This is a genomic window from Streptomyces mirabilis (assembly GCF_039503195.1).
Classification (GTDB): Bacteria; Actinomycetota; Actinomycetes; order Streptomycetales; family Streptomycetaceae; genus Streptomyces; species Streptomyces mirabilis_D.
Window position 1 is genome coordinate 3,610,232 of the sequence record NZ_JBCJKP010000001.1, and the last position, 20,297, is coordinate 3,630,528.

At 70.5% G+C, this 20,297-nt stretch carries 19 protein-coding genes and 3 tRNA genes; 9 read left to right on the top strand and 13 right to left on the bottom strand.

What is annotated here, in order from left to right:
- The first annotated feature begins 1 nt into the window (after position 1).
- Positions 2–751 carry an SDR family NAD(P)-dependent oxidoreductase gene (locus tag AAFF41_RS17000; RefSeq protein WP_319744016.1) on the top strand — a complete coding sequence of 250 codons (750 nt, stop codon included), beginning with the start codon at positions 2–4 and terminating at the stop codon, positions 749–751.
- Positions 752–879: 128 nt separating this feature from the next.
- On the opposite strand, the gene AAFF41_RS17005 is transcribed toward AAFF41_RS17000, so the two are convergent.
- The 3 genes from AAFF41_RS17005 to AAFF41_RS17015 all read right to left on the bottom strand — a co-directional run bounded on the left by AAFF41_RS17005 (position 880) and on the right by AAFF41_RS17015 (position 2,524).
- Positions 880–1,074: a hypothetical protein gene (locus AAFF41_RS17005; protein WP_319744018.1), complete on the bottom strand. Its 195-nt coding sequence runs from the start codon at positions 1,072–1,074 to the stop codon at positions 880–882.
- On the bottom strand, positions 1,071–1,505 hold the full coding sequence (locus AAFF41_RS17010) for an SDR family oxidoreductase (RefSeq protein ID WP_319744020.1): 435 nt from the start codon (positions 1,503–1,505) through the stop codon (positions 1,071–1,073). Before AAFF41_RS17010 ends, AAFF41_RS17005 begins: the two co-directional genes overlap by 4 nt.
- 101 nt (positions 1,506–1,606) lie before the next feature.
- On the bottom strand, positions 1,607–2,524 hold the full coding sequence (locus AAFF41_RS17015) for a class I SAM-dependent methyltransferase (RefSeq protein ID WP_343324165.1): 918 nt from the start codon (positions 2,522–2,524) through the stop codon (positions 1,607–1,609).
- Between the two features lie 585 nt (positions 2,525–3,109).
- Here AAFF41_RS17015 and AAFF41_RS17020 point away from each other — a divergent pair.
- The 3 genes from AAFF41_RS17020 (at position 3,110) to AAFF41_RS17030 (ending at position 5,719) form a co-directional block, all read left to right on the top strand.
- Positions 3,110–3,259 carry a hypothetical protein gene (locus tag AAFF41_RS17020; RefSeq protein ID WP_319744025.1) on the top strand — a complete coding sequence of 50 codons (150 nt, stop codon included), beginning with the start codon at positions 3,110–3,112 and terminating at the stop codon, positions 3,257–3,259.
- 619 nt (positions 3,260–3,878) lie between these two features.
- Positions 3,879–4,958, top strand: a complete 1,080-nt coding sequence (locus AAFF41_RS17025) for a glycoside hydrolase family 5 protein (RefSeq protein ID WP_343324166.1) — start codon at positions 3,879–3,881, stop codon at positions 4,956–4,958.
- A gap of 482 nt (positions 4,959–5,440) precedes the next feature.
- Complete coding sequence (locus tag AAFF41_RS17030; RefSeq protein ID WP_343324167.1) at positions 5,441–5,719, top strand: hypothetical protein; 279 nt, start codon at positions 5,441–5,443, stop codon at positions 5,717–5,719.
- Here AAFF41_RS17030 and AAFF41_RS17035 read toward each other — a convergent pair whose 3' ends face one another.
- The 6 genes from AAFF41_RS17035 to AAFF41_RS17060 form a co-directional block, all read right to left on the bottom strand.
- Entirely contained in the window at positions 5,720–7,678 is a 1,959-nt protein-coding gene (locus tag AAFF41_RS17035; RefSeq protein ID WP_319744029.1) for a GAF domain-containing protein, read from the bottom strand.
- A gap of 72 nt (positions 7,679–7,750) precedes the next feature.
- On the bottom strand, positions 7,751–8,782 hold the full coding sequence (locus AAFF41_RS17040) for a branched-chain amino acid ABC transporter permease (protein ID WP_319744032.1): 1,032 nt from the start codon (positions 8,780–8,782) through the stop codon (positions 7,751–7,753).
- Positions 8,779–9,645 carry a branched-chain amino acid ABC transporter permease gene (locus AAFF41_RS17045; protein WP_319744034.1) on the bottom strand — a complete coding sequence of 289 codons (867 nt, stop codon included), beginning with the start codon at positions 9,643–9,645 and terminating at the stop codon, positions 8,779–8,781. The genes AAFF41_RS17040 and AAFF41_RS17045 overlap by 4 nt, the downstream gene beginning before the upstream one ends.
- Before the next feature lie 60 nt (positions 9,646–9,705).
- Entirely contained in the window at positions 9,706–10,953 is a 1,248-nt protein-coding gene (locus AAFF41_RS17050) for an ABC transporter substrate-binding protein (protein ID WP_319744036.1), read from the bottom strand.
- A 48-nt stretch (positions 10,954–11,001) separates the two neighbouring features.
- Complete coding sequence (locus tag AAFF41_RS17055; RefSeq protein ID WP_319744038.1) at positions 11,002–11,694, bottom strand: ABC transporter ATP-binding protein; 693 nt, start codon at positions 11,692–11,694, stop codon at positions 11,002–11,004.
- Complete coding sequence (locus tag AAFF41_RS17060; RefSeq protein WP_319744040.1) at positions 11,687–12,445, bottom strand: ABC transporter ATP-binding protein; 759 nt, start codon at positions 12,443–12,445, stop codon at positions 11,687–11,689. The genes AAFF41_RS17055 and AAFF41_RS17060 overlap by 8 nt, the downstream gene beginning before the upstream one ends.
- A 241-nt stretch (positions 12,446–12,686) precedes the next feature.
- Between AAFF41_RS17060 and AAFF41_RS17065 the strand changes: the two genes are divergently transcribed.
- From AAFF41_RS17065 to AAFF41_RS17075, 3 genes are all read left to right on the top strand, one after another.
- A complete protein-coding gene (locus AAFF41_RS17065; RefSeq protein ID WP_343324168.1) occupies positions 12,687–14,294 on the top strand; it encodes a long-chain fatty acid--CoA ligase in 1,608 nt (535 codons plus the stop codon).
- Positions 14,295–14,335: 41 nt separating this feature from the next.
- Entirely contained in the window at positions 14,336–15,703 is a 1,368-nt protein-coding gene (locus AAFF41_RS17070) for a tannase/feruloyl esterase family alpha/beta hydrolase (RefSeq protein WP_343324169.1), read from the top strand.
- 165 nt (positions 15,704–15,868) lie between these two features.
- Positions 15,869–17,314 carry an extracellular catalytic domain type 1 short-chain-length polyhydroxyalkanoate depolymerase gene (locus AAFF41_RS17075; protein WP_319744046.1) on the top strand — a complete coding sequence of 482 codons (1,446 nt, stop codon included), beginning with the start codon at positions 15,869–15,871 and terminating at the stop codon, positions 17,312–17,314.
- A gap of 66 nt (positions 17,315–17,380) precedes the next feature.
- On the opposite strand, the gene AAFF41_RS17080 is transcribed toward AAFF41_RS17075, so the two are convergent.
- The 4 genes from AAFF41_RS17080 to AAFF41_RS17095 form a co-directional block, all read right to left on the bottom strand.
- The gene (locus AAFF41_RS17080; RefSeq protein ID WP_343324170.1) at positions 17,381–17,536 is read right to left on the bottom strand and encodes a hypothetical protein; all 156 of its coding nucleotides are present in this window, start codon (positions 17,534–17,536) and stop codon (positions 17,381–17,383) included.
- 248 nt (positions 17,537–17,784) lie between these two features.
- Positions 17,785–17,858, bottom strand: a tRNA-Ile gene (locus tag AAFF41_RS17085).
- Between the two features lie 165 nt (positions 17,859–18,023).
- Positions 18,024–18,096 (bottom strand) — tRNA-Asn (locus AAFF41_RS17090).
- Positions 18,097–18,101: 5 nt separating this feature from the next.
- Positions 18,102–18,174 (bottom strand) — tRNA-Asn (locus tag AAFF41_RS17095).
- Between the two features lie 145 nt (positions 18,175–18,319).
- Here AAFF41_RS17095 and AAFF41_RS17100 point away from each other — a divergent pair.
- Positions 18,320–18,625, top strand: a complete 306-nt coding sequence (locus AAFF41_RS17100) for a YtxH domain-containing protein (protein WP_319744049.1) — start codon at positions 18,320–18,322, stop codon at positions 18,623–18,625.
- Positions 18,626–18,837: 212 nt separating this feature from the next.
- Positions 18,838–20,292, top strand: coding sequence for an FGGY family carbohydrate kinase (locus AAFF41_RS17105; RefSeq protein WP_343324171.1), 1,455 nt, complete (start codon positions 18,838–18,840; stop codon positions 20,290–20,292).
- Positions 20,293–20,297 lie beyond the last annotated feature (5 nt).

Consider the following 20,297-nt stretch of genomic DNA (forward strand, 5'->3'; position numbering starts at 1 on the left):
CATGACTCAGCGACGTGTGGTGGTGTCCGGCGGCGGTACCGGGATCGGCCTGGCGACGGCGGAGGCGTTCGCCGCGGACGGGGATCGGGTGGTGCTCCTCGGCCGCCGCGAGGACGTGTTGCGCAAGGCGGCCGACACCTTGAACGGCCAGTACGGCGAGTCGACGGCGAGTTGGTGCGCGGCGGACCTCGCCGACCCCGAACAGGTGGGTCGGGCAAGGGATTTCATCACGGCGGACGAGACCCCGGTGGACGTGCTGGTGGCCAACGCGGGCGGCAACGTGGCCCGTGAGCCCGACGGAACGCTCGCCTCCATCGCGGACAGCTACCGCGACAACTTCGACGCCAATGTGCTGACCGCGGTCCTGCTCACCGAGGCCCTGCTCCCCCACATGCGCCGCCCCGGCGGCCGTATCGTGCAGCTCTCCTCCATCGCCTCGCTGCGCGGGCCCGGCTCGTACGGCGGCTCCAAGGCCTGGGTCAACACGTACACCTACGCCCTCGCGCAGCGCGTCGGCCCCGAGGGCATCACCGTGAACGCGGTCGCCCCCGGTTTCGTCGGCGACACGGAGTTCTTCGGCGCCCGCGCGACACCGGAGTTCATCGCCTCCCGGGTCGGCCAGACCCTGACCGGCAAGCCGGGTCACCCCTCCGAGATCGCCGCCGCCGTCCGGTACGTGGCGTCACCGGAGGCGGCGTACCTGACGGGGCAGCTGCTGCACATCAACGGAGGCGCGGCGCTGGGCCGTTAGGACCTGTCCGGCGGATCAGGCCTGGAACGGCGGGCGCGGCGTCACGGTCACCTCCGGGACGGTGCCGCCGCAGCGCAGTACGACGTCGAGGACACGGAGGAACTCCTCCACGTCGAGCAGGGAACCCGTCAGATGGCCGCGCTGCCGCCAGACCGGGTGGGGCGGACCTGGGCCGCGTACTCCCGGTCCCAGCCGTCGTTGAACCCGGTCCTGGAGTCCCCTTCCCCGCCCGCGCAGTCCCCGACCACGAACCGGGTGAAGCCCACGCTCGGGTGCTCGACACGGAAGGCCTCGACGAGCTTCTCCAGGGCCGCCTTGCTCACGTGGTAGGCCGCGAACCCCGGCCAGGACGGCGTGAGCGACCCGCCGATGGAGGACAGGTACGGGCGACCCCGCCCGACTTCGTCAGATGCGGGAGCGCGGCGCTCGTGGCCAGCGCCGCGCCGATCACATGAGTGTCCATGGCGCGGCGCCAGGCGCCGGCGTCGAGTTTCTCGACCGGGGCGAGGGGACCGATGCCGGTGGCGTAGACGAGGGCGTCGATGCCGCCCAGCCCGGCGGCGGCCTCCTCGACCGCCGCCCGGCAGGAGGACTCGTCGGTCACGTCACAGGCGACGGCGAGCGCGTCCGGGCCCGCCTCCTGCGCCGCGTCGACCAGCCGGTCGCGTCGGCGTGCCAGCAGGGCGACCCGGTCGCCGCGGCGCCCCAGGTCGCCCCCGATGCACCGGCCCAGTCCGCTCGACGCCCCGACCACGACAGTCTTCGTGCCAGAACCTCATTCTCAGCTTCCGACAATCCCCTTCCGCCGCTTCTATCACGAGTCGGGGCCGATGGGCAGACCCCCGCAACGCCTCTCTACGCACTCGCGCGCAGATACCCCGAGTTCGCCACCTGCCCGAGGAACGTCAGCCGGGTGTCGGTCGCCATGTGTTTGTCGAAGGCCTCCTTGATACCGGGCCACTTGGGGTGCCCGAAGTCGTCGAGTACGACGATCCCGCCGGGCGCGACGATCCGCTCGGCCCACTCCAGGTCCGCGGCGACACCGGAGGCGGAGTGGTCACCGTCGACGATGATCACCCCGTAGGAACGGTCGGAGACCAGGGCGCGCACCTCGGGGTCCTCGGAGAAGCCCTGCTGGACACGGGCCGCGGCACCGGCCGCGCCGACCAGCGCCAGATTGGCGCGCACCGCGGCGCCGCGCACGGGAGTGCCCGTCGGGTCGGCCCCCTCGGTGGTGCCGGGCTGCAACTGGAGGCCCGCGAGCGGGTCGACGATCGTCAGACGCGGGTCGCGTCCCGCGCGCTCCATCATCCGGATCAGGGCCGCGCCGAACATCCCGTACAGGGTGCCGATCTCCAGGATCTCGTCGTTCGGCGGGTCGAGCAGCGGGACGGCGGAGAGCTTGCCGCAGATGTTCATGGTGCCGCCGGCGATCCGGCCGACCCCGAGCGCCTCCAGAGCGATGAGCAGCCGAAACGCCTGGGAGATGTTCCGCTCCGCCCCGCCCTTGTCTCCGCTCACCTGCGCCAACTCCTCGATGGCGCGATCGAGATGGATCTGGGCCGGCATGCGCGACACGCCGCGCCCCGTCCCGTCGATCAGCAGTTCGAGGGGACGCTGACGATTGCGCAGTGTCGCCAGTTCGCGCTGGAGCCCGCCTTCGGATCCGTTCCCGATGGCGCGCCGGATCTGGCGTTCGATGCGCTGATCGATGAGGTCGGCGATCGGACGCAGGGCGCGCCTGGCGGTCTTGGTGGTGAGTAACGCTCGCATGGCTCTTTGACCCTCGCAGGTATAGGAGAAGTGCTGCGTACGCGGGGGGACAGAAGGTGCGCACACCCTGATGACGACCGGCTGCGCAGTGGGGATCCAACGCCCAAAGGACGGTGAAGCGTAAACGTCCCACAGATAAATCACAGCGAACACCGGCCCCCCAGGAAGGAACGTGTGAATGATGCTTGGGCCACGGGAGGGTTACGTGCGTCGACACGTGGCGTGCCGGCAGCTGAATGACGGGTCAGGAGGGAGCGGGGGTCACGGAGCGGGGCCGGGCCGCGACACCCCGCGTCGGTGGATCGTCCTCGTACCGTGGAGCCCTCCCCCGTCGTTCCGCCGCCGTCTCATCCAGCTCACCGCACGCCGCGGAGGACGTCGCGCGCGAGGTTCTCGAGCACGCCGTCACCGGTGTCTACGTGGAGGCGAACCCCATCAGCCCCGATCGGACCCTCCGTATCGACGCAGCCTGCCGCGAACGCGGCGGCACCATGGTCGACGGCTCGATCATCGCCCCCCGGAGCGGACAGCGCCCCGCGGCTCCCTCCGAGCGGCGACCGCGAGGCTGTCGGCCGGGCGGCCGCGGTGTTCGAGGGCACCGCCGCACTCGCCCGACCGCTCGACGCCGGGGCCGGTGCCACGGTTCTGCGCCGCTGGGCCGCCGACAAGGACCGCTTCGACCTCCCCCTGGAGAAGGCCCTCGCCCACCCCACACCCCCCGACGACCAGGACTGACGTCCGGTTCCGTCACGTCGCCACCTCTCACCCCCTCGCCCCGGTGCCGGGAATCCACCACGGGTGCCCAACGACGTTACGTGCGGGAAACCTTGACGATCACTGTCCCGGGTGCCACGATTCCGGCGCCGCCATGTTTACGTAAACATCCCCACCGACCCAGCTCCGGCCATGAGTTCAGGCCTCGCCGCGCCGGCCGATGTTTACGTAAACACAGCGTTCCGGTCGGTGGATCAGGGAGGAGCGGACGGATGGGCTCAACGCCCCGGGCGTGGATTCACGGCGCTTGGAGACCGTCGAGGTCGAGACGGCACAAGGACCGTGCCTCGCACCTGCCTTGAGTACGCCGAGGCCCACCCGCGCGGGCGACAGGACCGCCCCGCACACCCCCACACCCTCCCCCCACACCGGTGAAGCACCACCGGTCAAGCACTCCCGGCCAAGCACCACCGGTCAAGCGCCACCGCACCACCGATACAGCACCGATCGTCACCGGGCCCATGACGGCGAGCCGACGCACCCCGCGTCCCGTCCGGTCCGGCGAACCTTCCGACGGCCGCCCGGCCCCCGCGCAGGCTCCGCCGGGCGCTGAGCCGCAGTCACCAGAAAGGGCAAGTCGATGCGCACCACCCCCGCCAGAACCCGCCTCTCGCCTCGTCTGCGCGCCGCCTTCGTGGCGCTCCTGATCGCCGGTACCAGCGGCACCGCCGTCGCCGCGACCAGCGGCACGGCCGTCGCCGGCGGCCCCGCGCACGCCGCGCCGAGCAAGGACACGACCCAGTTCAAGGGCGTGAACTGGGCCGACCCGCGTGACAACTTCGCCGACGACCCGGTCGTCCTGTCCGGCCTGTCGACCTCCGACGGCTACGCCCGGACCTACGCCAAGGCGAGCCGGATCATCTCGGCGTTCCGCGCGAACCTCGGCGCCAACACCGTCCGGCTGCCGATCAACCCGTACACGGTCAACGGCTCGTACTGGAAGTCCTACCGCGGGGTCATCGACGCCGCCTCGGACAAGGGCTTCAAGGTCATCGTCTCCTACTGGGAGGGCACGGGCGCCCGCAAGGACGGCTTCATCGACGACCCCGCCACCTACTGGCCCATGTGGAACACGGTGGTCAAGACCTACAAGAACGACAAGCAGGTCTACTTCGAGCCGATGAACGAGCCCCACGGCTACACCGACACCGAGTGGGCCGACATCGCGGCGAAGTGGCTGGCCACCTACCCCTCCGTCCCGCGCGACCGGGTGTTCGTCAGCGGCGCCGGCTACAACGACCACGTCACCTCCGTCTGCGCCGACCCACGTCTGAAGGGCACCTACCTCTCCCTGCACCACTACGGCTTCTGGAAGGACTACGCCACCTACGACCAGTGGGTGTCCGACCTCAAGGAGCGCATCGGTGACTGCGCGAGCCGTACCGTCGCCGACGAGTTCGGCGCCCCGATGACCACCGGCCTCGACTACAACAAGCCGGACGCCTCCAACAACTACGTCAACTACGTCCAGGCCGTCACCGACACCTTCCGCCAGTTGAAGATGGGCTCCGTCTACTGGCCCGGCCTGCGCACCGACGACACGTACTCCCTGCAGACCCTGACCGGCGACCCGGCCCGCCCGTGGCTCGCCACCACCAACCAGTCCGGCGCCGACCGCCTCGCCTGGGCCTGGGGCCGCGGAAAGCCCGTCCAGCCCTGACCCGGCCCCCCGGCCCGGCCCCCGCGCGCGGGGCCGCTGGATCCGCTCCTCGTTCGAACCGACTTCGCCGAGGAACCGCCGTTCCCCGGCGATCACCCCGGACGAGCGCGAATCGCACAACCGCGGCCCCTGGATCAGCTCCAGGGGCCGCGACCTCGCTGCGGGCGAACCACGAACGCGCGGGCGGCATCGCTTCTTGATGAGCCTGGGTGAGCCGCTTTTCCGGCAGCCGAACGGTCGCGGACGGGTCACCTTCACCGGCACTTCAGCGGGCGCGTCCATGCAGACACCAAGCCTCCAGCGCGCCTGTCGTCGCTGAGTTTCCCGGCCGGCAACGCGTCGTGCAGCTGGTCTCGACCCGCCTGCCCCCATGGAGGCGACCGCTCCGGCCGGCGCGGACCGCGCCAAGTGCCGCGGGCAGAGCCGAGGGCGGCCCGTCAGCGACACACGCGGGCGTTGAGCCGGGCGGCCACGCGCGTCAGGTGGTCGCGGTCGAGCTCGAGATCGACGGGCTGGGCCGCCGGCGCCAGGACTTCATGGTCGCCGGCCGATCAGCAGACGCCGACGAGCGCGGTCCCGGCCGGAGGAGCAGGACGGGGCCGAAGAGACGGGCTCCGCAGCCGAGGACGATGGTCCGCCCGATCGGCCTGCTCTTCCGGGCCTTTCTGGGCCGGCTCCTGGTGGGCCATGTACCGCTCGCTTCGAGCGAGCCTGCGCGGCATGTCCGCCCTGTGCTCGACGGCCTGCGCGTCGCCCGGTGATCACGCGGCGGACAGGACCAGGTGGACCTTGAGGGCGAGATGCACCTGCAGCACCTGGTCGCCATGGCGCCACTGCGGGCCGAGCAGCGAGGTGATGCGGTCGATGCGCTGGTAGAGCGTGTTGACGTGGATGTAGAGCTCGGCGGCGGTGCGGCCCAGGCCGGTGTCGCAGGCGAAGAAGGCGAGCAGGGTGCGGGTGAGCTCGCCGCCGCGCTGGGTGTCGTAGTCGAGGACGGGGCCGATGGTGCGGCGCACGAAGCGGTGCAGCTCCTCGCGGCCCGCCTGATGGAACAGCAGCCCGTAGACGCCCAGTTCGCCGGGAGACGCCCCTTCTCCGTCGCGGTCGAGCGCGAGCAGGACGTCCAGGCAGCGGACCGCGTCGTGGTGTGCCTCGACGATGGCGTCGATGCCGGGCGCGGCCGTCGCGGCGCCGACGGTGACCAGGTTGTCCACGACCCGCGACAAGTGGTCGGCCAGGGTGCGGGCGGCCTCGTCCGGGTCCGGATCCTGCGGCAGGAGGACGACGGTATCGCCCCGGTATTCTCCCGCCAGACCCCGGGCATGGGCGGCGTAGGAAGCCGCTGCATCGGCGATGCGTCGCCGATGGGCGCTGTCACGGCAGCGGGCGGCGAACACCGTGTGCGGGCGGTGGAGGTCGAGGCCCACCAGGGTGGCCCGGCGCCGCAGGCCCTCCGGATCCCGGTGCGGGGAGCCGAGCAGGTCCTCGAGGATCTCGCCGCGCAGCCGGTGCTCGGCCTCGGCGACGGTGCGCTCGCTGAGCAGCATCAGCGCGGTGACGAGCGCGGCACGCTCGAGGGAACGTACTCCTGAGGCGTCCAGGTGGTCGCGGACGAGCAGCAGGACGCCCAGGACTTCACTGCCGGCCACGATGGGAGTGGCACAGGCGGCGGATCCGTCGGCGCCGGCCGGGATACGGCGGGTGCGGCGGGCGTCCGTGCTCAGCACCCGGGCGTCGCGGACCGCATGGGCGGCGGGGCACGGATCCGGGAGCGCTCCTTCGGTGCGGGCCTGTTCGACGAGAGGGTCGTCACCGGCGGCGGCCATGGTGCGGCCGCGGGGGTCCAGGACGAGGATGCTCCCGCCGAGGACGTCGGCGAGGGTCTGCGCAACGTCGGCCATGCCGCCGCCGTCGAGAACGATGGTGGTGAGGCGCTCGTGCAGGGCGGCGGCGCGTTCGATGGATTCGCTGTGGGCACGGATGACGCCGTTGGCTTCGGTGAGTTCGTCGACTGCTCTGCGTACGTCCTGGAAGAGGGTCGCGTTCTCGATGGCGATGGCGGCGTGGTTGGCGAGCGAGACGAGCAGGGCCACTTCGTGCTCGGAGAAGGGGCGGACCCGGCGGTTGGCTGCGAACAGGACGCCGATGACGTTCTCGCCGAGTTTGAGAGGCACTCCCTCGATGGAGATCAGCCCCTCGCCGCCCACGACGTCGTCGATGCAGTGCTCGAAGCGCAGGTCGGCGAAGTAGTCGGAGGTGTTGTACGGAACCGCCGTCTTGGCCACGAGACCGCCGAGGCCCGCGCCCATGGCAAGCCGTGCCTGCTTGAACGCGTCGGTACGTATCCCGTCGGTCACCCGCATATAGGTGTCGCCGCGTCGAGCGTCGTTGAGCATCAGGTAGGCCACGTCGGTGCCGAGCAGGCTGCGAGCCCGGCGGACGATGGCCTGGAGCACGGCCTCCAGATCACGCAGTGAGGACAGGTCCCCCGCTGTCTCGTAGAGCGCGGCGAGCTCGGCCTCCCGACGGCGACGCTCCTCCAGGCGCGCCCGTACCTGCAGGGCGTCGTCGACGAGCAGGGCGAGCCGGGGCCGGTCCTCGGAAGGGCATCGGTCGAGGAGGGCGTCGTACTCACTCTGCGCGGCGTCTTCGCGCAGCAGGCGCAGCAGCCGCGCCGCAGGCTCCACATCGGCCCGACTGTGTGTGGTCGTCGAGTCCACGGATGCCTCCTGAGTGTTCCGGTACGCGTTCCCGCCTGCGATGTTCACCGCCCCGGCTCCGTCTGCACAGATCTACGACGAGACCGGTTGCGAGGAGTCGTCGTGGTCGTGCTCCAGGTGTGGTTCCGGGTCGGGCGCCGAGGACCGCGTACGGGAGCGCAGGGTGTGCGTGAGGGTGCCCCACACTCCTCGGCGGAAGAGCAGGACGACGACGATGAAGACGCCGCCGGTGACCAGGCCGGTCTCCTCGAAACCGGACGTGGACAGCCAGTCCTCCAGGCGGACGATGGCGCCGGCACCCAGCAGGCTGCCCCACAGGGTGCCGATGCCGCCGAGGACCGTCATGACGACGACCTTGCCCGACGTCGTCCAGTACACCTCCTGCAGAGAGGCGAAACCGTGGTTGACCGCGTACAGTCCGCCCGCGAGGCCGGACAGGAACGCGGACACGGTGAAGACGACGAGCTTGTAGCGGTCGGCGGCATATCCCAGGGCACGGGCACGGGCGGAGTTGTCGCGCACGGCGGCGATCACCCGGCCGAACGGGGAGTGCACGATCCGCCAGGCCGCGGCGAGGCCGAGCAGCACCACCGGCAGGGCCGCGTAGTAGAAGACGAACGAGTCCGACAGGTCGACGCCCGGCAGGTCGCGGGGAATTCCCTGCAGACCGTTCTCGCCGCCCGTGACATCGCCCCACTGGTTGGCGATGAAGTACACCATCTGCGCGAAGGCCAGGGTGACCATGGCGAAGTAGATGCCGCTGCGCCGGACCGCGAAGAACCCGATGGGCAGGGCGAGCAGCGCGGCGGCCGCCGCCCCGCCCAGCACGGCGACGTAGAACGGCAGTCCGCTGTGGATGGCGATCAGCCCGGTGACGTACGCCGAGCTGCCCCAGAACGCCGCGTGTCCGAAGGACAGCAGCCCGGCGTGACCGAGCAGCAGATCGAAGGCGACGGCGAACAGGCCCCAGCAGAGGATGTCCGTGGCGACCGGCGGATACAGGCTCCAGGGCAGACCGAGGGCCACGAGCAGCCCGGCGGTGAGCAGGCCCCACCGGATCCGGGCGGGGCGGCTGTGCAGCTTCTCGAGGAGGCCGAGGATCATGCGTGTTCCTCCTTGCCGAACAGTCCGGCGGGCCGGACGAGCAGCACGACGGCCATCAGCAGGTAGACCGAGGTCTGGGACAGGACGGGGACGTAGAGGTTGCCGAGGGCCTGGATCATGCCGATGGTGAACCCGGCGAGCACGGAGCCGAAGACGGAGCCGAGGCCGCCGATGACGACGACCGCGAACACCGTGATGATCAGGTCGCTGCCCATACCGGAGTTGACCGCCCGCATGGGTGCGGCGAGCACGCCGGCCAGGGCCGCGAGCCCGACGCCGAAGCCGAACACCGGCGTGACCCAGCGCCCCGTGTCGATGCCGAACGCCCTGGTGAGTTCCGGGCGTTCGGTGGCCGCGCGCACGATGGTCCCGATCCGGGTGCGGGTGAGCAGCAGCCACACGGCCAGGCAGAGAGCGACCGAGACGGCGAGGACGAACACCTGGTAGCGCGGGAAGTCGAACAGGCCCAGATCCATGGAGCCGGGGAAGGGACCGCGCTCGTAGGGCTGCGACTGCGCACCGTACTTCATGCGCAGCAGGTCCTGGCAGACCAGCGCGATGCCGAAGGTGAGGAGGAAGTTGTAGAGCGGGTCGAGGGCCGTCAGGCGGCGGATCAGCAACCGTTCGAGGAGGGTGCCGACGACGGCGAGTGCGAGGGGCACGAGCAGCAGGGCCCACCAGAAGCCGAGCCCCGCGCTGTCGCCGAGGGCGACCGCGCCGAACGCGCCGAGCATGTACAGCGCGCCGTGGGCGAAGTTCACCACGCGCAGCATGCCGAAGATGACGGCGAGGCCGAGGGCGAGCAGGGCGTAGAAGCTGCCGCTGACCAGCCCGTTGAAGGCCTGTTGGAGAAACGAGGTCATGAGTGGGTCCCGTCGTCGGCCGGCGGCCTGCCCGTCGTGCGGGCCGCCGGACCCCGGTGGTCAGCTGAGATGGCAGTCGGGCGAAGGCTGGTCGAATGCCTCGGCGGCGGGGATGGTCTTGACCGGCTCGGTGTAGTCACCGGCCTCGCTCGCCTTGGCCGGGTCCTTGACCTTGGCCAGGTACGCGTCGTGGACGACCCGGTGGTCCTCGGCGCGGATGGTGGCGTTGTGGGCGAAGAAGTCGCTGAACTTGGTGCCGTCCAGCTCCTTCGAGACGTCGGCCGCCCGGTCGCTGCCCGCCTTCTGCGCGGCCTCCAGATAGTGCGTAGCCGCCGAGTAGTCGGCCGCCTGGTCGAAGGTGGGCCGCTGTCCTGTGCGCTCCTTGAACCGGTCGGCCCAGGCCTGGGCCTTGGCGTCGACGTTCCAGAACCAGGCCGTGGTGAACATGGTTCCGGCCAGCTTGTCCGCGCCGATGGCCTTGATATCGGTGTCGAAGAGCAGGCCGATGGCCAGCTCGATGCCCTTGTCCTTCAGTTTGAACTGCTGGTACTGCTTGACGACGTTGGCCAGGTCACCCCCCGCCTGCAGGGCCCCGAGCACCTGCGGCTTCGGCTTCAGGCCCGCTGCCTTGAGCAGGAAGGTGGAGTAGTTGTCGCTGGGGAACGGCGTGGGGTCCTTGGCGACGACCTTGCCACCCGCGCCCTCGATGGCCGTCTCGAACTTCTTCTGCATGTCCTGCCCGAAGGCGTAGTCCGGGTACATCGTGTACCAGTTCTTGCCCCCCGCTCGGGTGACCGCGGCGCCGGTGCCGTGCGCCAGCATGTACGTGTCGTAGGCCCATTCATAGGTGTACGGATTGCAGGTCTTGCCCGCGAGTTCCGTGGTGGCGGCGCCGGTGTTGAAGTACAGCTTCTTGGCCTGGCCGGCGACGGTCTGCACCGCGAGGGCCGCCGACGAGGTCGGCACGTCGAAGAGCGCGTCGGCCTTCTTGCGGTCGTACATCTCCCGAGCCTGGGTGTTGGCGATCTCCGGCTTGTTCTGGTGGTCGGCCTTGATGACCTCGATGTTCCGGGTGATCGCCTTGTCGCCGTACTTCTTCTTGAAGTCGTCGACGGCCATCTGCACGGCCTGCACCGAGTTCGGTCCCGCGATGTCCGCGTAGACGCCGGACAGGTCGGTGAGCACACCGAGCACGATCTTGTCGTCGCTGACCTTCCCGCCGCCCGAGCTCGGTCCGCCGCCCCCGCAGCCCGCAAGCAGTGCCCCCACCGCGGCCGTGGCCACGACCGTCGACAGCCTGTGTTTCATTGCTTCCTCCTGATGCGTACGTCCCGAATGAGCGGAGGTGACGGAGTGTCACAGTCCGAGATAGGCGAGGAGTTCGCCCTCGCGCTGCCGTACGTCGGCGTTGTCGAGCGCCTCCACGATCCGGCCCTGCGCGAGGAGGTAGTGGCGGTCGGCGATGGTCGCGGCGAAGCGCAGATTCTGCTCCACCAGCAGTACCGACACCCCGTGCTCCTTGGCCCCGCGCAGAATCTCGCCGATCTGCTGCACGATGACCGGGGCAAGGCCCTCGGTCGGCTCGTCGCACAGCAGCACGCGCGCGCCGGCGCGCAGGACCCGGGCGAGCGCGAGCATCTGCTGTTCACCGCCGGAGAGCTTGCCGCCGGGGAAGCGGCGGCGCGCGGCGAGCACCGGGAAGGCGTCGTAGATGCGGGGCAGCGGCCACGCGGAGCCCGGCGAGGCCGGCGGCAGGGTCAGGTTCTCCTCGACGGACAGGCCCGCGTAGATGCCTCGGTCGTCGGGAACGTACCCGAGGCCGAGCCGGGCCCTGCGATGCGGCGGTACCGCGGTGATGTCCTTGCCCGCCAGCGCGACCCGGCCGGTCATCTCACGGTGCAGCCCCATGGCGCAGCGCAGCAGGGTGGACTTTCCCGCGCCGTTGCGGCCGACGAGGGTGACGACCTCGCCCTCGCCGACCCGCAGGGACACCTCGTCCAGGGCCGTGGCCTCGCCGTACCGGGCGCTGACGCCCTTGATCTCAAGCAACGTCGGCCCCCAGGTACGCCTCGACGACCCGTGGATCGGTCCTGACCCGGTCGTAGGGGCCCTCCACGAGCACTTCGCCGCGCTGCAGGACCGTGACGGTGTCGGCGAGCGAGCCGACGACGCTCATGTTGTGCTCGACCATCACCACGGTGCGTCCCTCGCGGATCCTGTCGATGAGCGCCACGGTGCGGTCGACGTCCTCCAGACCCATGCCGGCTGTCGGCTCGTCGAGGAGCAGCAACGCCGGGTCCAGGGCGAGGGCGAGGGCCAGTTCCAGCGCGCGCTTCTGCCCGTACGGAAGGTTTCCGGCGGGCCGGTCGGCGAGATGCTCGAGTCCGACGTCACCGAGGAGTTCGAGGGCCCGGCCGGAGAAGCGGCGCATCAGTTTGTCCGTGCGCCAGAACCGGCGGCCGAGACCGGTGCCCGACTGGAGGGCGAGCTCGACGTGCTCCCGGGCCGTCATCTGCGGAAAGAGGCTGGTGACCTGGAAGGAGCGGGCGACGCCGAGGCCGGCGATGCGCTCCGGAGGCTGCCCGGTGATGTCGTGTCCGGCGAAGCTGATACGGCCGCCGGACGGCCTGAGAAATCCGGTCAGCAGGTTGAACAGCGTTGTCTTTCCCGCCCCGTTGGGGCCTACGAGCGCGTGGACCGTGCCCTCGGGGACCCTCAGGTCCACCGCGCTGACGGCGCGGAATCCCTGGAACTCCTTGGACAGGCCTTGCGTGACCAGGATGGCGCGCGGTTGTCTCATGACGCCTCGGATGCGCAGGGGATGCAGCGGCGGATGCCGATGTGGGGCAGACGTTAAGTTCGGCCATGAGCAGCGGCTACGGAGAGAATCTCCACAAGACGCCCCCGCACGGGTGTGGGTCTTCTCCCTCCCCGCGCCGCTCCGCCCGTCGCCGGTGTGGGTACTTGCTCCACTGGGGCGGGGGACGTTCCGGAGTCTTCCTCCGTCGCCCGGGTCCCGCACCGCGGTGACGATGTGCGCCATGGCGATGATGGAGACCCCGCTCAACACGTGGCTGCTGTTCGGACACGCCCCGCGCTATTTTCCCGACACCGAGGTGGTCACGCGACTGCCCGACGGCCGTGTGCACCGTTACACGTACGCCGCGTTCGCCCGCCGTGCCCAGCAGTTGATGCACGCCCTGGACGCTCTCGGCCTGGCGCCGGACGACCGGGTGGCCACCCTCGCCTGGAACGGATACCGGCACCTGGAGGCCTACTGGGCCGTGCCCTGCACCGGGCGCGTCCTGCACACCCTGAACCTGAGGCTCTCCCCCGAGGACCTGGCGTACATCATCGGCCACGCGGACGACCGCGCCATCCTGGCCGATCCCGATCTGCTACCACTTCTGGAGAAGGTGCACGCGCGGGGCGGCCTCGCCGGCGTGCGGCATGTCATCGTGCTCGGCGACGAGGTGCCCGACACCGCGCTGCCGGGGGTCGTGGCGTACGAACAGCTGATCGCCGGTCTGCCGGATGCGTACGCCCCCCGCGACATCGACGAACGGTCGCCGCTCGGCCTGTGTTACACCTCCGGCACCACCGGCCGCCCCAAGGGCGTGCTCTACACACACCGTTCGACCGTGCTGCACGCCATCGCCGCGTCCTCGCAGTCCGCCATGGCCATCGGCCCAGGCGACTGCGTACTGCCGGTCGTGCCCATGTTCCACGCCAACGCCTGGGGCGTCCCCTACACCGCCACTCCGTACGGCGCCAAGCAGGTGTTCCTCAGTGGCTCGCTGGATCTCGTGGCCCTGGTCGAGCTGATGGCCGCCGAGCGGGTCACGGTCGCCGCGGGCGTGCCCACCATCTGGATGGCGGTCGCCGACGAGATCACCGCCCGCGGCGGGTTGCCGTCGCTACGGCATCTGCTGTGCGGCGGCGCCCGCCCGCCACGCGCCCTGATCGAACGCTACCGGCGCGACTTCGGCATCCCTCTGGTGCAGGTGTGGGGCATGACCGAGACCTCGCCGCTGGCCAGTGTGGCGTGGCCGAAGGAGCGGATGCGCGACTGGGAGGAGGACCGGATCACCGACGCGGTGCGCACCCGGGCCGGTCTTCCACTGCCCGGGGTGCAGATGGACATTCGCGATGAGGCGGGCCATTCCCTTGCGTGGGACGGAACGTCGATGGGCGATCTGCTCGTGCGCGGGCCATGGATCGCCGATTCCTACCTCGGCGGTGAGGGCGCCGCCCAGTTCACGGAGGACGGCTGGTTCCGTACCGGGGACATCGCCATCGGCTCCCCGGACGGCTATGTCGTCATCGCCGACCGTGCGAAGGATCTCATCAAGTCCGGCGGCGAATGGATCTCCTCGGTGGACATGGAGTCGGCCGTCATGGCGCTGCCGGAGGTCGCCGAGGCCGCGGTCATCGCCGTTCCCGACGACAAGTGGCAGGAGCGTCCGCTGATCTGCGTCGCCCCGCGCCCGGGCTCCACCGTGACCCTCGAACGCGTACGGGCGCACCTCGAGGCCGGAGGCTTCGCGCGTTGGCAGCTCCCGGACCGTATCGAGGTCGTGGAGGCCATCCCGCGCACCGGAGTCGGCAAGTTCGACAAGAAGGCGTTGCGTGCCCGCTTCGACTCCTGATTCACCGCTCCCTTTCACCTTCACCGCCCGGAGGGCGAACCATGCATCTGAGACGCACGGTCACGTTGTTGTCCGCCGTACTCCTGTCGACGGCGGGAGTGTCGGCGAGCGCCACGGCTCGATCGGCACCCCACTGCGCCGGCCAGAGCCGGATCACCGTACCCGGCGCGGCATTCCAGACCATGGCCTGTCTGCCCGACATGACCACGGCCGCGACCGCCGGTACCGCCTACACCGACTCCGCGGACTGGGCCTCACTCACCGCCAAGGGGACCAGGAACCCCACCGGCGTCCCCGGCATCCAGATCGACGGCTACTTCCCCGACTCCTCGCACCTCAACAAGACCCACGGCTGGAACCACGACTCCCAGTTCGTCATCCGGCTGCCCGAGCGCTGGAACGGCGGCCTCGTGGTGACCGGTGCGCCCGGGACGCGCAAGCAGTACTCGCTGGACCCCCTGATCTCCGACTGGGTCATCGCCCAGGGCTACGCCTTCGCCTCCATCGACAAGGGCAACAGCGGCCCCGACTTCTACACCGACGGCAAGCGGCCCGGCGACGCGATCGCCGAATGGAACCGGCGCACCACCGAGCTGACCCTCGCCACGAAGACCGTCGTCCGGCAGGCGTACGGGCACGGCCCACGCCGCACCTACATGACCGGCATCTCCAACGGCGGCTACCTGACCCGTTGGCAGCTCGAGAACCACCCCGAGCTGTACGACGGCGGAGTGGACTGGGAGGGCGCGCTGTGGACCGAGGACGGGCCGAACCTGTTCACCTATCTGCCGACCGCGGTCGCGTACCAGGCGGGCCGGGCCACCCACGCCGACATGCTCACCGCCGGATTCGCTCCCGGCACCGAGTTCCTGTGGCCGTACCACGAGGCTGCCTACTGGGGCCTGACGCAGAAGGTGTACCGCGCGGAGGTCGACCCCTCCTACGACCCCAAGTGTCCGGGTGAGTCCGCCGGTTCGACGCTTCCGGAGATCCTCGCGCCCTGCGCGTCGGATGCTTCGTACGACTATGCGGCGCGGCCGGGCTCCGTGCACCGGGCGGTCGACCGGATCTCGCTCACCGGCAGGATCGGCAAACCCATGATCACACTGCACGGCTCGCTCGACGCACTGCTGCCGATCGCCACCGACTCGGACGTGTACGCACGCATGATCTCCGAAAGCCACCGCGGCGGTTCGCACCGCTACTACACGATCGCGGGCGGCACCCACGTCGACGGCCTGTACGACACCTATCCGGACCGGCTCCGGCCGATCCTGCCCTGCTATCGCTCGGCGTTCCACGCTCTGACCGACTGGGTCGAGCACCGGGCCGCCCCACCGGCGAGCGGCACGGTGCCCAGGCCCACCTCAGGAGATCCGGTCAACTCGTGTGCCCTGCAGGGAGGTTGACCTCGTAGGCAGTGGAGTCCGCCGACACCCAAGGCGATCGAGAAGTGTGGTCCGCTTCCGCTGTCGGGCGTCCGCTGCGGTTCTACGGTGCAGCGGACCGCCCGCTCCGGAGGGACACCGGCGCGGCGGTTCGCCCACTCACCCCCCTCACCACGGGAGGACTGCATGTCGGTTCGTGACCGCATCCGTAGAACCTGCTGGGCCGCGCTGCTGGCCCTGCCGCTCGCCCTGTTCACCGTGCCGCAGAGCGCGTCGGCTGCCTCGCTCACCCAGGTGACCGGCTTCGGTTCCAACCCCGGCAGCCTGTCGATGTACACGTACGTCCCCGACAACCTGCCCTCCGGCGCCCCGGTGGTCGTGGCCCTGCACGGCTGCACCCAGAGCGCGAGCGACTACTACAACCACTCCGGCTGGCCCAAGTACGCCGACCTGTACGGCTTCGCGCTGGTCTTCCCGCAGACCTCCAGCGCCAACAACGCCAACTCGTGCTTCAACTGGTACCAGTCCGGGGACTACACCCGGGGCCAGGGCGAAGCCCTGTCCATCAAACAGATGGTCGACTACGCCAAGACGCAGTACGGCAGCGACCCCAGCCGCGTGTACGTGACGGGGCTGTCCGCCGGCGGCGCCATGACCTCCGTGATGCTCGCCGACTACCCCGATGTCTTCGCGGGCGGCTCCATCGACTCCGGCATCCCGGCGGGCTGCGCCACCGATCTCAGCAGCGGCCTCACCTGCGAGTACAACCCGGTGAGCAAGACCCCGCAGCAGTGGGGCGACCTGGTACGCAGCGCATCGGGCGGCTGGAGCGGACCCTGGCCGCGGGTGGCCGTCTGGCAGGGTTCCGGTGACTCGACCGTCAACCCCGCCAACGCCACCGAGTCCCGCGACCAGTGGACGAACGTCCGGGGCATCGGCCAGACCCCGTCATCGACCACCACGCTCACCGGCGGCACCACCCAGGACGTCTACAACGATGCCAACGGCGATCCTGCCGTCGAGACCTTCACCGTCTCCGGCATGACACATGGCCTCGCCGTGAACCCCGGCTCCGGGACCGACCAGTGCGGCACGACCGGCACGTACTACCTCGACTACATCTGCTCCAGCTACTACACGGCGAAGTTCTGGGGCCTGGACGGCACCTCCGGCGGCGGCACCGGTGCCCTGCCCGCGCCCACCGGGCTGACGGTGACCGGCACCACGGACACCAGCGCCTCACTTTCCTGGAACGCCGTCAGCGGCGCCGCTTCGTACAACATCTACCGCGGCGGTACGAGGACGGGCTCGACGACCTCCACTTCGTACACGGACACCGGACTGGCCTCCGGCACCGGATACAGCTACACCGTCGCCGCCGTCGACTCATCGGGCAGGGCCGGCGCCGCCGACACGGCCGTGACGGCGACCACCACCGGTTTTCCGCCCCAGTGCTTCACCGCGAACAACTACAACCAGGTCGCCGCGGGCCGCGCCCACCAGAGCGGCGGCTACACCTACGCGAACGGCTCCCAACAGAAGATGGGCCTGTACAACACCTTCACCACCCACACCCTCGAGGAGACCGCCACCGGCTACTACGTGATCGCCGACTCCGGCTGCCCCGCCTGACCGGGCCTGCCACTGCTCACGCTCTGGCAGTGGTGAGCAGTCGCTGGCACGCGGCCGCGGCCCGGCTCACCCGGTGAAGCCACCGCCACGGGCGACGACGCCCTCGGCCCCCGCGTCGCCGGGCACGGACTCGGCCGCGGCCACGCGCCCCGCCGCCAAGCCGACCAAGCGACCCGACCCCGACGCCTCGCCGCCGTCACCGACCGCGGTCCGGGAGTACACCGTCAAGAACCACGGCGACTCGGACCCGCCCTGTCGCCGCCTACCGGGCACCCGTCGCCGGAAACTCGGCCCCGGCTCGAACTGACGTCACACCAGGGAACGGCGATTCCCCGGTCGTTCCCCCGGACGAGTGCAAAGAACGCGAAACGCACGACTGCGGCCCCCGGATCAGCTCCGGGGGCCGCAACCTTGTTGCTGGCAAACCACGAGTGCGCGGGCGGCATCGTTTCTTCACGCGTAGCGCGGAGTGGGGCGGGTGGGACTCGAACCCACGGCCGACGGATTATGAGTCCGCTGCTCTAACCGGCTGAGCTACCGCCCCTTACGGCGCGTCGCGCACATTTGTGCGCGCCGTCTGCCGCAGCATAGCCGCTCATACGATCTCCTGCTTCGGATGGTCGGCAACGCACGACCATGAGGACTTCGGCGTGGTCTGCGCGGTTCCGCCGGACATGAAAAAGGACCCCTGAGGGGTCCTCTTCCGTTGCTCTCCCGACTGGACTCGAACCAGTAACCTGCCGGTTAACAGCCGGCTGCTCTGCCAATTGAGCTACAGGAGACCGAGCTCCCCCGACTGGACTCGAACCAGTAACCTGCCGGTTAACAGCCGGCTGCTCTGCCAATTGAGCTACGGAGGATTGCCTCGTTGCGTCGAACGCACCTACCCGGGTATTCGCCAGGGGGCGTGCGCTCGCTGCGACACATACATTAGCGCAAGCAGGGGGGTGCTCCGCCAATCGGTTCCCCCCGCACCGATGCCGACGCAAGGGAAGGGTGGCCACCATGCGCTACCGGCTCACATTCGCCGCCGGACTGGCTCTGGGTTACGTGCTCGGCACGCGCGCCGGGCGCGAGCGCTACGAACAGCTGAAGAAGTCCGCGCGCCAGGTCGCGCAGAACCCCGCGGTGCGCAACACCGCCGAGACCGCCGCCCAGCAGGGGCGCGAGATCGCGGGCAAGGCGTTCCACACGGTCGGCGAGAAGGTGGGCGACCACGTCCCCGACTCGGTCACCGCCCGCGTCCGCTCGCTGCGCGAACGCAACACCAACGGCACCCGCGAGGACGACTGGGGCACCAGCAACACGTAGGACACCACGAGAGGCGCGGGGAACCACCCGATCAGCCCCCAGCGGCCGAAAGCCGAACGACTCCCGGCAGGCAGGACGAGGGGATCCCTGGCGGGGCCGGTGACCGCGCCACCCTGTCCGACCTGCGCCCCGGCCCGGCGGGCGTCCCGTCGCCGGGCCGGTACCACCCGGCCCGGCGCACTCATCCCCCGCCGTACGGCAGAATTTCCGCCATGGGGATAGTCGCCGGGTTGGACAGTTCGCCCGATTTCACTCGTATCGTCGTCTGCGACACGGACACGGGAGCCGTGCTCAGGCAGGGATATGCCCCGCATCCGGTGGAAACCACCGAGGGCGGCGGCCGTCCTTCCGATGTCGATCCACAGGCCTGGCTGCTGTCCCTGGGCGAGGCGGCAGGCGGTGGGCTCCTCGAAGGCGTGCAGGCCATCGGCGTCTCCGCGCAGCAGAACGCGCTCGTTCCGATGGACACGCAGGGCAACACGGTGCGGCCGGCCATGGTGGGCGGTGACAAGCGCGCACAGGTCGCCGCCGCCGATCTCGTCGACGCGCTCGGCGGGCGCGAGGCATGGGCCCAGGCCGTGGGCCACGTACCGCAGGCCGCCCAGCCGGTGACCAAGCTGCGCTGGCTGAACAAGACCGAGCCCGACGCCGCGCTGCGCACCGCCGTGCTGCTGCAGGCGCACGACTGGCTGGTGTGGCAGTTGCTCGGGCGGCCGATGCGGCGGACCACCGACCGGGGCGGAGCCTCCGGAACCGGCTACTGGTCGGCTGCGACCGGCGGCTACCGGCCGGATCTCGTCGAGCTCGCGCTCGGCCACCAGGCCACGCTGCCCGACGTGCTGGGCCCGTCCGAGGCGGCGGGGACGACACCCGAGGGACTGCTGATCTCCGCGGGCACCGGAGAGACCATGGCCGCGGCCTTCGGGCTCGGTATCGGGCTCGGGGACGCGGTCGTGTCCCTCGGCGCCTCCGGGTCCGTGATGGCCGTCCACCCCGAGGCGCTGGTCGACGCCTCCGGCATGATCACCTCGCTGGCGGACGCGACCGGCATGCACCTGCCGGTGGTGACCACCCTCAACGCCGTACGCACCCTGCGCGGCGCGGTCGAACTGCTCGGCCTGCCCGACCTGGAGAGCTTGTCCGAGCTGGCGATGAAGTCCACGCCGGGCTCCCACGGGCTGGTCCTGCTGCCGTACCTGGAGGGCGAGCGGACCCCGAACCTGCCGCACACCGCCGGGACGCTCGCGGGGCTGCGGCGCGAGTCGATGCGGCCCGAACACCTGGCGCGGGCCGCCTTCGAGGGCATGCTGTGCGGGCTCGCGGACGCGCTGGACGTGCTGCGCGGACGCGGCGTGGACGTACGGCGGGTGTTCCTGCTCGGGGCGGCCGCCGAGCTGCCTGCCGTGCAGGCCGCGGCGCCCGCGCTGTTCGGCGCGCAGGTCGTCGTGCCCCAGCCGGCGGACTACGCGGCGCTGGGCGCGGCCCGTCAGGCGGCCTGGGCCCTCGGCGTCTCACAGGGCACGCTCGACCCCCAACTGCCCCCCGTCTGGCAGGGTGCGGTCGCCCAGATTCTGGAGCCCGGTGAGGAACTGGCCGTGGGTCAGGCCGTACGGCAGCAGTACGTGTCCGTACGGGAACAGACGCATCCGGGGGCGTTCCGGTCATAGGGGGC